Source organism: Methylobacterium fujisawaense, from assembly GCF_014138435.1.
GTDB classification, from domain to species: domain Bacteria; phylum Pseudomonadota; class Alphaproteobacteria; order Rhizobiales; family Beijerinckiaceae; genus Methylobacterium; species Methylobacterium fujisawaense.
On record NZ_JACJIM010000005.1, the window covers coordinates 529147 to 543533 of the forward strand.

Here is a 14387-nt window from a genome sequence, read left to right on the forward strand (position 1 = left end):
AGCGACTCAATCCGAGGTGCTCCTCCGGTCGGCAGGCTATGAGACTTGGACCTGGCCGGGCGGCAGCGTGCCGGTCGTCTGCTTCGAGAACGCGGCGGTCGTCGGATTCCTGCACGTCTTCGCGAGCGGCGAGAGCCTGCTCGCCGATTGGCAGCAAATCCAGCAGGCCACGCTCGGCCGGCATGCGGCCTCGTTGCGCTCTGCAGGCACAAAGGCCTGGAACGTTTACGCCTTGTTCCTGGCTTGCGGCTCCGAACCGGCCCTCGCGCGGCAGATCGAGCGGATCGAGGAGGACTTCTCCATGACCCGAAAGATCGCGCGCGGCGACTTGCGCACGGTCGCCGATTTGCGAAGAACGTTGTTGCCCCTCCTGCCGGTTCTCAGCGCACCCGAGATCGGCGGGGCCGATTACCGGGCCCGTCTGCGGGCGCGGTTGAGCGACCTGCCGGACGACGCGGTGGCCGCGTTCCTGGGCGCTGCGAGCGCTTCCGAGGTGGCGCGCATCCTGGTGGATGCGCCATGAGGCTCGACTACCTCGAACTGTGCGGCTTCCGGGGCTTCCTGGAGCGCCAACGGGTGGATTTCGGCACTGGCTTCACCGTGATCTGCGGACGCAACGGCGTCGGGAAGAGCACGCTGTGCGACGCGGTCGAGTTCGCCCTCACCGGCCAAATCGACAAATACCTCGTCGACAAGGCGGCGAAGGAAAGCCTCGACGACTACGTTTGGTGGCGCGGCGAAGGCCACCCGGAGGCGCACTTCGTCACCGTGGGATTTCGCGCCGATGACGGGAGCGGCTTCGCGGTGACGCGCTCGCGCGAGACCGGCGCAGACCGGGACGCGGCACGCATCGAGGCGATGCTCTGCGTTCCGGGCGCGAAGCCCGAGCGGGCCCTCCAGCAGGTCTGCAGGACATCCATCATTCGCGACGAATGGATCGCTGCGCTCAGCCTCGACCTGACGGAAACGCAACGGTTCGAGTTCGTTCGCGGGGCCCTGGGCGCCATCGAGGGTCCGGATTACGCCGCCAAGGCTCGTGAGGCCCTGTCCTCCGCCGAGGCCGTACACAACGCCGCCGCGCAGGCCTATGAGGAGGCGCGCGCACGTCTGACCGCGGCGCTGACCGACTTGGAGCAGATCCGGGACGTCGCCCTGCAGGCCGGGGACGTCGCGGCCGTCCTTGCCACCCTGGACGAGCTTACGCCTGGGGCCGGCCCCGACCTGGGAGCTCGGGTCGCGGCAGCTCGGAAGACGCTGGCCAGGCGCCGGTCGAACCTCGGCGAGATGGGATGGGTCGCCGACGAGGCTCGCGCGGTGGCCGCATTGCGCGACACGGTCGCGCGACACGGCGACAGCGCAGGCCGGGACGCGGTGGCGGTGGCCGAAGCCGAGGTCGCGGTCCAGGAAGCCCGCCGCCAGCTGCAGGCCGCCGAGGCGCGCCTGGACCGGGAACAGGAAAGCGACGGCCTCGCCGCGTCGCTCGCGATCCTGGTCGATCACGGCAGCCGGATCGGCCTGCATGACGACCGTTGCCCGCTATGCCGCGCGCCGCAGGGCGCCCCCGAGTTCGAGACGGGGCTCGCATCCGCGCGCCAGCGCCTCGCCGCCCGGCGGTCGGCAGTGCCGGAGGCGCGAGGCGAGGTCGCGGCGGCCCGAACCCGGGTCGAGGATGCCGGCGAGATCCTGAAGCAGGCCGAGACGGTCGTCCATCGCCTCGCGTCCGCCCAAGCCGAGCTGGAAGCCCGGGAAGAGGCGCTTTCGGCCGAGCTCGTGCGACGTTCCCTGGATGGAGAGCTGGCCTACGACCCAGAGGCCCTGGAGGAGGTGGTGGAGGCCGAACGGAGTCGGTTGATCGACCTGGAACGGAGCATCCTCACCTTGGAAGCTTCGCAGGCGGTGGAACGCGTAACGGAGCTCGAAGCGCGCCTCGAAGCGCTTCGGGCAGAGGCCGACGACGCGAGCGACCGGCTCGCGCGCGCCCACGCTGCGGTGACGACCGCCCGGACGCTGGACCGTACGGTCCGCAGGACGAATGCCGAGATCATCGACGAGCGCCTGGCGGTTATCAGCCCGCTGCTGAACGAGCTGTACCAGCGGCTTCGCCCGCATTCCGAGTGGCGGACCATCGATTACGGCATACGCGGCGACGTCAGGCGTTTCCTGAGCCTGCGGGTCGGCAACGGCTTGAACCCGCAATTCGTGTTCAGCAGCGGGCAGAGGCGTGCGGCCGGGCTGGCCTTCCTCCTCTCCGTTCACCTGTCCCGGCCGTGGTGCAATTGGCGGACGCTCATGCTCGACGACCCGGTCCAGCACATCGATGATTTCCGGGCCTTGCACTTGGTCGAGGTCCTGTCGGCCCTGCAGCGGTCGGGCCGGCAGATCGTCTGTGCCGTCGAGGATCCGTCGTTGGCGGAATTGCTGTGCCGGCGCCTCATGAGCGAGCCCACGGCGCTCGGTCGCCGCCACGACCTGGATCTTGTTCCCGGCGGGGGTGCCTCGGTCACTCGCTCGACGGACATCGCACCAGCCATGGTCGGCGTGCTCAGGAGGGCAAGGGACCTGAGCGCGGCGAGCTGAAACGGCCTTGATTACCGACGGCGTCGGGACTGTGCTCGCCCCGGACCGGTGCTTCGACCCGCGGTCCCCGATTTCGTGACCTCGACGAGGGAAGAGGGCAGGGAGCTCGACGACCGCCTCGCAAACGCTCCCCGCTCTCCGCAGACCCCGTCCGACGTGGGTGGCGCCCTGCCCGTCGAAAGCGGAGAGCATTCCTGCGCGCGGCAATTCCGGGGAGTGGATGCCCGATCAGGCCGCGAAATCGAAAAGGTTTCGTCCCGGCCAGCGGTCCTGGCTCAAGCCCGACACGGGGATCATCATGTCCGCAGAGGGGCGCGCGGTCACGGGCGCCCCTCTGCGGAGGCCATCGGGTTCAAGCACATCCCGGGCGTGAGGACAGGATTCCCTGACAATCGGGACAAGCTCTCTTGAGTGCATACCATTGGCAGGGCCGCAAATCGGGACACGCTTTCCTGATAGTCTGCCTCGGCTGTCCTAGCCGTCCGGCTCGCCTCGTCCCGAGGCGGCTTCCTCGTGCGTGCCGGGCCGCCGTCCAGATCATCGTGGAGCGGCCGATCCGACCACGTGAGGACCGCAGCGACTGTATCGGCGAAGCCAGCCGAGCCGACCGCCAGGACGCCTTCGCGGGCCTGACCGATCTGGGCGCTCGACCGGATGCCCACCCCGGCGTTGGGGGCCGGTGGTATCCTCGCGGCCATTCCGAAAAGAAAGTACGGAAACCCGAAGGGCATGGCCCGGTCCGCAGATCACACTAAGGGTGCGGTCTGGACCCATCGGCCCTATGATCGAGCCGGCATCGGGTTTGATGCCGGCCTCTGTTTCCAAGGGTTGGACCAGGCATCCGCGCCTGGGCATGTCGGGTCTAGGGAGCAGGCGGACCACGTTCCCTACAAATCGAGATAAACTTAAATGAGGCCGCCCCTCGGGGAGTAACAGAAATCAAGACAAATTCTCATGTTAGCTTGCGCCAAGGCGGGTTGTCGGATCTACTGCGGGCTGTGCTGCGCAGACTCGTTTCCGGAACCAGGCTGTAGTACAGCCGCCTCAATCCGAAAAACTGTGCCGGCGTGACGGTGAGACGAGGGCAATCTGTTATCCTCCGAGCCATTGAGGAAGCCGCAGTCGGTCGAGAACGCGGAAACGCGAGGCTGAGCGGACGTGAGGGGCCGTTCGCGAACAAGGTCAAACTTCTCTGTAAGCATGGATCTGTAAGGACAGAGTTCCGTGTGCTTTGGGCCAAGCTCATTTGAGAGCACTCCCTGTGGGGATCCCTCAAATCAGGACAAGCTTTGCCGAGAAATGACAGCCTGTGTGATGGCGCGGTACAGCACGGTCCGGCCTCTGCCGGGCCGGGAGGCGCGCGCACGTGGTGGGCAGCGCCGGCGCATCCTGCCCGTCGCGTGCTGATCGGGGCCGTGTGAGTCCCCAGTGAAGCGCATCGCAGAGCGTGCCGGGTCGGCAAGGCGCGGCTTCTCCAGCCCGGCGCGAAAGGTGCGGGCGAGGGCGGCGCAGATCGTCAGCGGATGGGCGGCTCCGGAAGGCGCATCAGGGGCTCGCCGACGCGCAGACGCGACCCCACGGAGAGTTCCGGACAGAGCGTGAAGCCCGGCGGTGCCAGCACCACGATGGTGGAGCCGTGCTCGAACCAGCCCATCTCCGCGCCCTTCGCCAGATGCGCGGCGCTGGGCAAGGTCCGCCCCCCGGTCTCGCGCAGGGCAAGCCCTTCGGGCAAGAAGCCGAGGCGTAAGCCCGCCACGAGGATGGCCGCCACGGGCACCAGGGTCACGGCATGGCCGCCTTCCGCGAGGCGCAGGCGCAGGATCGCGCGCTCGTTCCGGCAGAACAGCGCCTCGACACGCTTCAACGCGATCGGATTCACGTTCCAGGTATCGCCCCAGATGTGCCGGACCGACTCGACGCGCAGATCGTGCGGCGCGTGAAACCGATGGTACATCCCGGCCGTCAGCCGCAGGGTGGCATAACAGCCGCCTTCATGGGCGCGCGCCAGCGTGACGTCGCCGCCGAGCAAATCGGCGAGCGGATAGGACAGGCCCTTGATCTGAAACAGGCGTCCCGCTTCGATGCGGCCATGGGCGCCCAGGATCGCGTCGCTGGGGCTGGTGAGCACTGCGGGATCGGGGGCAACCGGCCGGGCGCCCGGGCGTAGGGCGCGCACGAAGGCGGCGTGAAGGCTGGGAAAGCGCGTCTCCTCGGCGTCGCGGAGATCGACGTCGCAGAACAACCGCCACGTCGCGATCGAGAGGTCGCGCACCAGGGGCTGTTCGATCCGGCTGAACCGGCCCATGAACCGGGTGGCGAACCGGCGCGGAAGGCGGTTCGTCAAAAGGAAATTGAGATCCTCCTGCGCGCCGACCCGCGCCAGGACCGCCCGCAACCGGGATCGGGCAACCGTCATCATGCCGTGAACCGTCTCCGATAGGGCGCGGGGCGATGTCCGCGCTCCTCATCACCCTGTCCGCCACCGCCGCTGCCGCGGTTCTCGCCCTGCCGCGCGCGGCAGAGCGCCTGCAATTGTCGCGGGCGAAGCACCGTTCGCTCACCGGCCATGCCCGCATGGCCCGGCGCGTCGCCGGGCTGATCCCGCACTACGCCTATTCGGAGCGCGCCTTCTTCCGGTCGGACGAACCGGACGAAGCGGTGGCCCTGCGCCGCGAGGCGGGTTTCGCCGGGCTCTCCGACCGGTTCCGGACACGCTTCGCCCGGACGCGGGCCGAGACCGAGGCGGTGCGCGACGGCCTCTCGGATCTGCAGTTCACCGGGCTGTACCGGGTGCCGTTCCAGTATGCCCGCCACGTGCGCGCGCATCTGGGGACAGGCGCCTTCGCGGCGTCGGCCGCGGGCGTGACCGTCACGGATCTCGACGGCAACGTCTTCTACGACCTCGCCGGCTCCTACGGCGTGAATCTGTTCGGCGTCGATTTCTACCGCGCCTGTCTGGAGGAGGGCGCCACCCGCGTCGCGGCGCTCGGCCCCGTCCTCGGGCCGCTGCACTCGGTCGTCTCCGGCAACGTCGCGCGGCTGAAGGCGATCTCGGGACTCGACGAGGTCTCGTTCCACATGTCGGGCACCGAGGCGGTGATGCAGGCGGTCCGACTTGCCCGCTACCACACCGGCCGGCGCCGGATCGTCCGGCTCTGCGGCGCCTATCACGGCTGGTGGGGCGAGGTGCAGCCGGGCATCGGCAACCCGGTCCCGACCCGCGACACGCTCACCCTGGCCGACATGTCGGAGCGGACGCTGCGGGTGCTCGCCACCCGCCGCGACGTCGCCTGCGTCCTCGTCAACCCGCTCCAGGCCCTGCATCCGAATGCCGGCGCGCCGGCCGATTCCGCGCTGGTGGACAGCGGTCGCAGGGCGTCCTTCGACCGCGCCGCCTACACCAAGTGGCTCCACGACCTGCGGGCGGTGTGCAGCGCCCGAGGGATCGTGATGATCCTCGACGAGGTCTTCCTCGGCTTCCGCCTCGCCCGCGGCGGCGCGCAGGAGTATTTCGGCGTGCGTGCCGACATGGTCACCTACGGCAAGACGCTCGGTGGCGGGCTGCCCGTCGGCGTCCTGTGCGGGCGCGCCGACCTGATGCGCCGCTACCGGGACGATCGTCCGGTCGACATCTGCTTCGCCCGCGGGACCTTCAATGCCCATCCCTACGTGATGGGCGCCATGGGCGCGTTCCTCGAACGGCTGGACACCCCAGCGGTCGCTGTCCTCTATGCCGACCTCGACGCGACCTGGGACGGGCGGGCGCGGCGCCTCAACGCCCTGCTGGCGGACGCCGACCTGCCGGTGCGGGTCGCCAACATGTCGACGGTGTGGACGGTCCTGTACACCAAGCCGTCGCGCTACAACTGGATGCTGCAATTCTACCTGCGCGCGGAGGGATTGGCCCTGTCGTGGGTCGGGACCGGCCGGTTGATCTTCAGCCTCGCCTACGACGACGCGGCCTTCGACGCCGTGGCGACGCGCTTCGTGGCGGCGGCGCAGGCGATGCGGTCGGATGGGTGGTGGGAGGGTGGCGCCCCCAGCGACAAGGCGATCCGCCGGTCAATCCTGCGGGAGGTCGCGGCGGTGCGCCTGGGCAGGCTCGGCACCCGGCTGGGCCTGCGCGCCCCGGATCACGACTGATCCGGGGCGCCGAGCCGCGCGCTCGGCGCGGGATCCAGCCCTAGGCCCCGCGCTCGTGCGGCTCCTGCTCCTCGACCAGTTCGCCGTGCAGCAGCGCGAGCGGCGCCTTATGGTAGAGCTTGATGTCGTGAAACGGGTCCGTAAGGATCTTGGCGACCCAGACGAGACCGGTCTGCACGTCGCGCTGGACGAAGAGTTGCACCATCCGGAACAGCAGCCCGGCCAGCGCCAGCCACAGCCAGATCCAGCCCACGTTGCGGATCAGGTCCGCGGTGGTCTGGTGCGGTGAGATCAATCCGAACAGGCTCGGGTCGAAATAGAGCGGCAGAGGCGACAGGGCCCAGATCGCCAGGAGGACGACCTTGCGTTGCAGGTTGTAGCCGACCTTGATCTCTTCCTTGTGCTCGTGCGTCGCGTCGTTGATGTGGTCGTAGCCCTTCGGCTCGAAGAAGAGATGGCCGGCCTGCCGGGAGGTCATCGCCACGAGCCAACCGATCAACGCCGCCGTGGCCGGATCCTTGAACGCCAGGGCATAGGCGACCAGAAAACTGATCGCGCTGACGACGTGCAGGCTCTGGTTGATGCGGTTGTGGTGGTAGTATCGATGATCGTCCCAGCGCTGCACGCGCAGCGCGTCCAGAAAACTCGCCATGGTGTTCGTCCCCGCTCGGATTTGGGTGGGCTGGTCGGAGGTGAGGCGCCCTCAGGCGTCGCGCTTGCGCAGGCGGAGGAGGGAGAAGTGGCCGAGGGGCGGGAGCGCCCGGCGCTCGACGATCTCCACGGGTGCAGTCACGGCCCAGGCGGCATAGCGCTCCCAGGCGAACTCGGTCCGCCAGCCGAGGCGGCTGGTCACCGGCGCGAGGGCGTGCTCGACGACGCGCCGAAAGCCGGACTCGGCACCGATCCGGGTGGTGATCACGATCTCGCCGCCGGGGCGGAGCACCCGGGCGAACTCGTCCAGCGCCGCCTCGGGGTTGGGCACCGCGGTGACGACGTACTGTGCCACCACTACGTCGAAGGACGCGTCGGCGAAGTCGAGATGCTCCGCGTCCATCACGGCGAGACGTTCGACATTGCGCAGGCGCAGCCGCGCCACCCGTTGGCGCGCCTTCTCGAGCATGGGCGCCGAGATATCGATCCCGACGATGCTGCGGGCGTGCCGGTAGGCGGGCAGGGACAGACCCGTTCCGACCCCGACCTCCAGGATCCGGCCGCCGATCCGTTCCGCGGCCGCCGCCGCCAGGGTCCGGCCCTGTGCGAAGACGGGCCCGAAGACCAGATCGTAGACCGGCGCCCAACGGCCATAAGCCTTGGCGACTCCGTCGCGGTCGAGATCGGGACCGAGCGTCGCCGGACGCGAGGAACCGGTATCGTGCATTCCGATGGCCATGAGCATCCTGTCTCGATGTCGGCAAGGTCGGCGCAGGGGCGGTCTTGGTCGGACCGCCGGTGTTGCGGATTTCGGTCGTGCGTTCGGGATCGAAGTCGTGTCAGCGCGGGTTCGGACCGGCTGCTCCGCAGGCGGAGGATGCGCGACCGCCTGCGCCCTGGCCCGATCGACCGCAAGCTTTGCGAGACAGCATCGGCCGATCAGGAGGAGCGCAAATGCGGGTGGCGGACTCTTGGTTCATGCCGAGCCACACCGACAATCATCGACCCCACGCCGCCCCTCCGCAGAAGTCTTTCCGCCGGCAAAGCTATGTCCGTCGTTTGACAGCGTTGTGACAGTATCGTCAACGGCGCGAGCCAATCCTAATTTCGTTGGCAAAATAGCGATGATCCAGACGGAACATCTTCGACCGACGCCAGGAATGCGATCCGCCCAATGCCTGTTCTTTGAACCGTGGCTCGCGCCTCTCAAGCGGTGGCTACGCCTGAAAACGCGGCATTCACGATGCCGCCAAACCGCAGCCACCGCGCTCTCGTCGGAGATCCGCGGATGCGCAATGATTTGAGGGCGAGAAAGGTGAAGGTCGCCCCTTCGACATCTTCTCGCCCTCTTATCGACCAGATGTGGCCCGGTATCGCCAGCAGGACAGGGCGCGAGGACGCGCCGAAGGAGTGTTTCGCGTGATCGAGAATTTGCGGCGTCAGACCATCGCGGTCGCGGCCTTTGCCGGGATCGCCCTCAGCGCCGGGCAGGTGCAGGCTGCGCAGTGCGGCAACACAGCGGCCGGGTTCGATGCGTGGAAGCGGCAGTTTGCCGAGGAGGCGCGGGGCCGGGCCAGCGCTGCCAGCCTCGCGGCATTGCAGAACACCACCTATTCCACCGCCACGATCTCGGCGGATCGCGGACAGCACAGCTTCAAGCTGTCGCTTGACCAATTCCTCGCCAAGCGCGGCGGCCCGACCATCGTGTCCCGCGGACGCGCCCTGAAGCGGCAGAACGCTGCCCTCTTCGAGTCCATCGAGCAGCGTTACGGCGTCCCGCCGGGACCGCTCCTGGCGATCTGGGGCATGGAGACCGGCTTCGGCGCCGTGCGCGGCAACGTCAATACGCTCTCGGCGGTGGCGACGCTCGCCTATGATTGCCGCCGCTCCGAATACTTCACGGATCAGCTCTACGCCGCCTTGACCCTCGTCGATCGCGGCCTGCTCACCCCGAGCACCCGCGGCGCGGCGCATGGCGAGGTCGGCCACACGCAGTTCCTGCCGAAGAACGTGCTTACCTACGGCACCGGCGACCTCAACAATGTCGGGGCGGCCCTATCGTCGACCGCGAACTTCCTCAAGGCCCATGGCTGGCGGGCCGGCGCCGGCTACCAGCCCGGCGAGCCGAACTTCGCGGCGATCCAGGGCTGGAACGCGGCCCCTGTCTACGAGAAGGCGATCGCGCTGCTCGGGCGTCAAATCGACAACGACTAGCAGTCTATCGCACATAGATCCGTGTCTTAGAGACACGAACACTGGTGGCGGTGCGCCTGAAAATGGTCTCGATCAATCCAAGATCGACCATCGCATCGCCGCAGAAAAGCCGGCCCGACCCCGCTGTCTCGCTTTGAGCGGGGCCGGTCCGCCCGCGGCGACTCCTCCCCCTGTGGTGGAGAGCCGCCGCCGGTCTGCCCCGTCTCGCGACGAGGAGCATGGGCAACCGCATGGCTGTCGAATCCGTGCCGCTGGACGGCCTCAAATCCCAGACTGCGCGCGGCGCCTGGCTGGCGCCCCTTTCGGTGCTCACCGGCGTGGTAGCCCTCGCTGCCCTCGGAGGCAGCGTCCTGCACCGCGCCCCGGATCCGGCCGCCGAGATCGAGATCGCCCGAACGGAGGCGTCGACCGAAAGATCGGATGCCGCTGAGACGGCGGCGGCCACCGTCGTCGAATCGGAAACGGTGGGATCGCCTGATCCGTGGCGGGAAGCCGCCGGCGGAAAGCTGTCGCGCTGGGCTTGGACCCAGATCGCGCCGCCCGCTTTGACACCAGAACCCGTGCCGGAGCCCGGCGCCGAGACCGAACCGAAAGCCGCGGAGCCGCCGCAGGCCGCGATGGTCGTCCCGCTTCCGATTCCGCGGCCGCCCGAATTCCGTGCGCCGGCCGGAACCGGCTTCGCGCGTCGGTCCGACCGGCGCATGGCGCGCCGCGACGTCCCGCCTGTGGCGCAGCCCGCTCCCCAGACCGACGAGCGGTCCTTCCTCGAGAAGCTCTTCGGCATCGAGCGCGGACCGGCTCTCGCCTACGCCGCTCTGGAGAGCAAGCCTGCGGACGTGGCGCCACAACGGCGCATCTCGCCGCCGCTGGCGCTGTCCCCGGCGCCGAGCCCGACGGGCGGAGTGGCCGTCTACAACATCGCCGCCAAGACCGTGACGCTGCCGAACGGCGAGCGTCTTGAGGCCCATTCGGGTCTCGGGGAGGGGCTGGACGATCCCCGCCTCGTCAATGTACGGATGCGCGGGCCGACGCCGCCTGGAACCTACGATCTCACCGAGCGCGAGCGGCCGTTCCACGGGGTTCGGGCTATCCGGCTCACGCCGGTGGGCGGCAACGAGGCGGTCTATGGCCGTGTCGGCCTTCTGGCGCACACTTACATGCTGGGGCCGCGCGGTGATTCGAACGGCTGCGTGTCGTTCCGCGACTACGAGCGGTTCCTTCAGGCCTTCCTGCGCGGCGAGGTGCAGCGCCTCGTCGTGGTCAGCGGCACGCAGGATCCGCTCCCGAGCCTCGCCGCCGGTACGGTCACGACCCGGATGGCCCGCAACGGCGGTTGAGCCCGCCCCGCGACCTGAGCCGGCGGCGCGCCGCGCCTCGCGCCTTGAACCGGCCGGTCGTGCCGTCCGAGGTCACGGACCGAGAGGCCGGCCCGCTCATCGATGCGATGGGCAGCGTCCGCAAGCTGGAATCCTCCGGCCCGTTCGGACCGCGCACATGGAGACCCTCGTCGCCGGTACCGTCTGCCACCGGATCGGGAGAGACCGGTGGGTCACCGGCGTCCAGACCGCCAAGGCGCCCGAAAGGATCGCCTCCGAGCTGCGACGCGCCACCCGGATGGACGGCGACTGAACCGACTTGACGACGCCAGGGCGCGTCATGCCGAACTGAACCGACGGCCGGCCGTCGCGCAGCATCAGCCGTTGCCAGTCCATCCGATAACGTCGATCACGGATCCGGACGCACGATCCCGGACAGTCTATCGGCGGCGCCCGATCGTGCTCGCCTGTCATACCGAGGGTGGTCGTCAACCTTCGATGCTTGCATCCGGGCCTGACAGGCAGACGGTGAATGCAACCCCTGCAGCGATTGTCCTTTCGAGCCTCGTCCTCTAAGAGGCCGACATCAATCTGCTGAGCTAAGCCAGCCAGCGTCTTTCCTCCCCCTCGGCGATCGCGCCTGTGCGCGTTCGAGGTCTTGGACCGAAGATTACGGCTCCGGCCGGATCGAGCGTCCGAGTGGCAGGAGACACGCGCGTCGCATCGGTACGTTCCGTCGCCTCGCGATCTGCGCGGGCATCGGAACTTCGCACCGCTGCGGACACGCGCCGGACCGTCGTGTCGGGTCGATCGAGACCGCCGCCACGCCGCCACGGCAACGGGGAAACGATCCGGAAGGCCTGACGAGCGGGGCTCTCGCTCGTCGTATCGAGTGTCTTCCGTACGCGGATCGGCCGATCGGGCCTGTCCGGTACGCAAAAAGCGGGATCTGCCCATGCGTGGCGACGACGAGACTCACGACCTGCGTAACCGCCGTGCCTCGGCCGCGCTGCCTCTCAGCCGGCGTCAGATCCTTGGAACGGCCGCGACGGGCCTGGCCGTGGCCGCGCTGCCGGGCTCGCCGGTCCTGGCCGACGGTGCCGACGGCACCGTCGACGTGCTGCTGATCGGCGGCGGGATCATGAGCGCGACCCTCGGCATCTGGTTGAATGCATTGGAGCCGGATTGGTCGATCCAGATGGTCGAGCGGCTCGATCAGGTCGCCCTGGAGAGCTCCAACGGCTGGAACAATGCCGGCACCGGACACTCGGCCCTGGCGGAGTTGAACTATACGCCCGAGAACAAGACGGGACAGATCGAGATCGCCAAGGCGGTCGAGATCAACGAAGCTTTCCAGGTCACCCGTCAGTTCCTGGCGCATCAGGTCAGGACCGGCGTGATGAAGGATCCGCACACCTTCATCAACTATACGCCGCACATGAGCTTCGTCTGGGGCGACGACAACATCGCGTATCTGAAAAAGCGCTGGGAGGCTCTCAAGGCGAGCCCGCTCTTCGCCGGCATGGCGTATTCGGAGGATCCGGAGCAGCTCCGCAAATGGGTGCCCCTGATGATGGAGGGGCGCGATCCGAAGCAGAAGGTCGCCGCGACGTGGTCGCCGCTGGGCACCGACTGCGAGTGGGGTGAGGTGACCCGTCAATACGTCGCCCATCTGCAGAAGCAGCCGAGCTTCAAGCTCCGGCTGTCGACCGAAGTCGAGACCATCGCGAAGAATGCCGACGGCTCGTGGCGTGTGACCGCGAAGAACCTCAAGGACGGCACGCGCCGGACGGTCGACGCCAAGTTCGTCTTCATCGGCGCAGGCGGCGGCGCCCTGCACCTCCTGCAGAAATCCGGCATTCCGGAGGGTGACGATTACGCCGGCTTCCCCGTGGGCGGCTCGTTCCTGATCAACGACAATCCCGACGTCGCCACGCTCCACCTCGCCAAGGCTTACGGCAAGGCGTCCGTGGGCTCGCCGCCCATGTCGGTGCCCCATCTCGACACCCGCATGCTCGGCGGCAAGCGCGTGATCCTGTTCGGGCCCTTCGCGACCTTCTCGACCAAGTTCCTGAAGGAAGGCTCCTATTTCGATCTCCTCAGCTCCACCACCACCAGCAATATCTGGCCGATGATGAAGGTCGGCGTCGACGAATTCCCGCTGGTCGAGTACCTCGCCGGACAGCTCATGCTGTCGGACGACGACCGGATCGCGGCGCTCCGCGCGTACTTCCCGAACGCCAAAAAGGCGGAGTGGCGTCTCTGGCAGGCGGGCCAGCGCGTCCAGATCATCAAGCGCGACGCGAACAAGGGCGGCGTCCTGAAGCTCGGAACGGAGATCGTCAACGCCAAGGACGGCAGCATCGCGGCCCTGCTCGGGGCCTCGCCCGGGGCCTCGACGGCGGCGCCGATCATGCTGCAGGTGCTGGAGAAGGTGTTCGCCCAGAAGGTCGCCACGCCGGAATGGCAGGCCAAGATCCGGGCGATTGTCCCCAGCTACGGCACGAGGCTCAACGACGATCCCGAGCGCGTCGCCCAGGAATGGGCCGAGACCAGCGCACAGCTCCAGCTGCCGACGCCGCCGCAGATCGACCGGGCCGTGCTGAAACCGGTCCCGACCGGCAGCACCGTGCTCAACAGCAGTGCCACGCCGGTGAAGGAGCCGGTCCACGACCTCGCGCCGTAGGACCGGTTCGGCGTGCGCGACTGCGCGCACGCCTGCCAGGGTGGTGGCCGGATCCGCCGCTCAGAGGCCGAGCCGGCCCACCGCCGGCAGCTTGATCCCGGGTCGCCGCAGGTCGATCCCCGCGACGCCTCCGAGCAGGTTCAGCTCGAATCCCTCGACCCAGCCGAGGGTCACTCCGGCATAGCCGCCGAGATTGACGCGGATTCCGGTCCGGGAGGGCGTCAGGCCGGCCCAGCGCCCGTCGTAGGGGAAATCCTTGCCGATCGCCGTCGTCGGCAGGCTGGCGCGGATCTCCGGCACCGCTGCCATCACGGCGGCCACGAAGGTGTTCGAGTTGGGCCCGGGCCAGACGACATAGTCGCCGGGCCGGCTGTAGCGGTACTCGGCCACAGCCCTGCGGATCCGCGGGAGCATCGCCTCCGCCTCCGGCCCGTCCGCCGCGAACACGACCGACGGCGGATTTCCGAACCAGCGCCCGTCCGGCACGAACCGGTCGACCCAGATCGGCTGGCCCCAGGCCGTGTAGTCGAACCGGCTGAAGGCGGGGGCGTCGCGGTCCTTGATGACGATCCAGCTATGCGTGGCCACGATGCCGCGCCAGCTCACGGTCCGCGCCGAGAAGATGCGCAGCACGGCGCCGGGATGCGCATCCGCGCGTGGCAGCAGACCGACGCTGGACCGATCCGCGAGACGCCAGTCGCAATTCGCCCGCGTCGCGTAGAGCACGGCCGATGCCGCCACGGGCAGGACGAAGAGCACGGCGAGCGCGAGGAGGACGATCCTGAAGCAGGTCACGAACG

At 68.5% G+C, this 14387-nt stretch carries 11 protein-coding genes; 7 read left to right on the forward strand and 4 right to left on the reverse strand.

Translation table 11 applies throughout. The features are described 5' to 3' along the window. The first annotated feature begins 67 nt into the window (after positions 1–67). The gene (locus tag GGQ91_RS18285; RefSeq protein WP_278306513.1) at positions 68–523 is read left to right on the forward strand and encodes a hypothetical protein; all 456 of its coding nucleotides are present in this window, start codon (positions 68–70) and stop codon (positions 521–523) included. Further along, the gene (locus tag GGQ91_RS18290; RefSeq protein WP_132252681.1) at positions 520–2577 is read left to right on the forward strand and encodes an ATP-binding protein; all 2058 of its coding nucleotides are present in this window, start codon (positions 520–522) and stop codon (positions 2575–2577) included. Before GGQ91_RS18285 ends, GGQ91_RS18290 begins: the two co-directional genes overlap by 4 nt. 1516 nt (positions 2578–4093) lie before the next feature. Here the strand turns inward: GGQ91_RS18290 and asd are convergent. After that, positions 4094–4996 (reverse strand): archaetidylserine decarboxylase, encoded by a 903-nt coding sequence (gene asd, locus GGQ91_RS18295; protein ID WP_043380867.1) that lies wholly within the window; start codon positions 4994–4996, stop codon positions 4094–4096. Between the two features lie 32 nt (positions 4997–5028). Here asd and GGQ91_RS18300 point away from each other — a divergent pair, with 32 nt between their 5' ends. Beyond that, positions 5029–6720 (forward strand): aminotransferase class III-fold pyridoxal phosphate-dependent enzyme, encoded by a 1692-nt coding sequence (locus tag GGQ91_RS18300; RefSeq protein WP_182592557.1) that lies wholly within the window; start codon positions 5029–5031, stop codon positions 6718–6720. Between the two features lie 40 nt (positions 6721–6760). Here the strand turns inward: GGQ91_RS18300 and GGQ91_RS18305 are convergent, their stop codons facing one another. Continuing rightward, positions 6761–7372: a hypothetical protein gene (locus GGQ91_RS18305; protein WP_053610385.1), complete on the reverse strand. Its 612-nt coding sequence runs from the start codon at positions 7370–7372 to the stop codon at positions 6761–6763. A gap of 51 nt (positions 7373–7423) precedes the next feature. Then, a complete protein-coding gene (locus GGQ91_RS18310; RefSeq protein WP_182592558.1) occupies positions 7424–8110 on the reverse strand; it encodes a class I SAM-dependent methyltransferase in 687 nt (228 codons plus the stop codon). 680 nt (positions 8111–8790) lie between these two features. Between GGQ91_RS18310 and GGQ91_RS18315 the strand changes: the two genes are divergently transcribed. The 4 genes from GGQ91_RS18315 (at position 8791) to mqo (ending at position 13587) form a co-directional block, all read left to right on the forward strand. Next, positions 8791–9585, forward strand: a complete 795-nt coding sequence (locus GGQ91_RS18315) for a lytic murein transglycosylase (RefSeq protein WP_182592559.1) — start codon at positions 8791–8793, stop codon at positions 9583–9585. Positions 9586–9815: 230 nt separating this feature from the next. After that, positions 9816–10922 carry a tlde1 domain-containing protein gene (locus tag GGQ91_RS18320; RefSeq protein ID WP_043346664.1) on the forward strand — a complete coding sequence of 369 codons (1107 nt, stop codon included), beginning with the start codon at positions 9816–9818 and terminating at the stop codon, positions 10920–10922. A 157-nt stretch (positions 10923–11079) separates the two neighbouring features. Further along, positions 11080–11214 (forward strand): hypothetical protein, encoded by a 135-nt coding sequence (locus GGQ91_RS28430; protein WP_257787395.1) that lies wholly within the window; start codon positions 11080–11082, stop codon positions 11212–11214. Positions 11215–11856: 642 nt separating this feature from the next. Then, positions 11857–13587: a malate dehydrogenase (quinone) gene (gene mqo, locus GGQ91_RS18325; RefSeq protein WP_075381637.1), complete on the forward strand. Its 1731-nt coding sequence runs from the start codon at positions 11857–11859 to the stop codon at positions 13585–13587. A gap of 60 nt (positions 13588–13647) precedes the next feature. On the opposite strand, the gene GGQ91_RS18330 is transcribed toward mqo, so the two are convergent. Continuing rightward, positions 13648–14382: a DUF3750 domain-containing protein gene (locus tag GGQ91_RS18330; RefSeq protein WP_182592560.1), complete on the reverse strand. Its 735-nt coding sequence runs from the start codon at positions 14380–14382 to the stop codon at positions 13648–13650. Positions 14383–14387 lie beyond the last annotated feature (5 nt).

What these genes read in the sequence shown, in the direction of transcription:
- GGQ91_RS18290 (WP_132252681.1), top strand. Translation starts at nt 520, where the DNA reads ATGAGGCTCGACTACCTCGAACTGTGCGGCTTCCGGGGCTTCCTGGAG.
- asd (WP_043380867.1), bottom strand. Translation starts at nt 4,996, where the DNA reads ATGATGACGGTTGCCCGATCCCGGTTGCGGGCGGTCCTGGCGCGGGTC.
- GGQ91_RS18300 (WP_182592557.1), top strand. Translation starts at nt 5,029, where the DNA reads ATGTCCGCGCTCCTCATCACCCTGTCCGCCACCGCCGCTGCCGCGGTT.
- GGQ91_RS18305 (WP_053610385.1), bottom strand. Translation starts at nt 7,372, where the DNA reads ATGGCGAGTTTTCTGGACGCGCTGCGCGTGCAGCGCTGGGACGATCAT.
- GGQ91_RS18310 (WP_182592558.1), bottom strand. Translation starts at nt 8,110, where the DNA reads ATGGCCATCGGAATGCACGATACCGGTTCCTCGCGTCCGGCGACGCTC.
- GGQ91_RS18320 (WP_043346664.1), top strand. Translation starts at nt 9,816, where the DNA reads ATGGCTGTCGAATCCGTGCCGCTGGACGGCCTCAAATCCCAGACTGCG.
- GGQ91_RS28430 (WP_257787395.1), top strand. Translation starts at nt 11,080, where the DNA reads ATGGAGACCCTCGTCGCCGGTACCGTCTGCCACCGGATCGGGAGAGAC.
- mqo (WP_075381637.1), top strand. Translation starts at nt 11,857, where the DNA reads ATGCGTGGCGACGACGAGACTCACGACCTGCGTAACCGCCGTGCCTCG.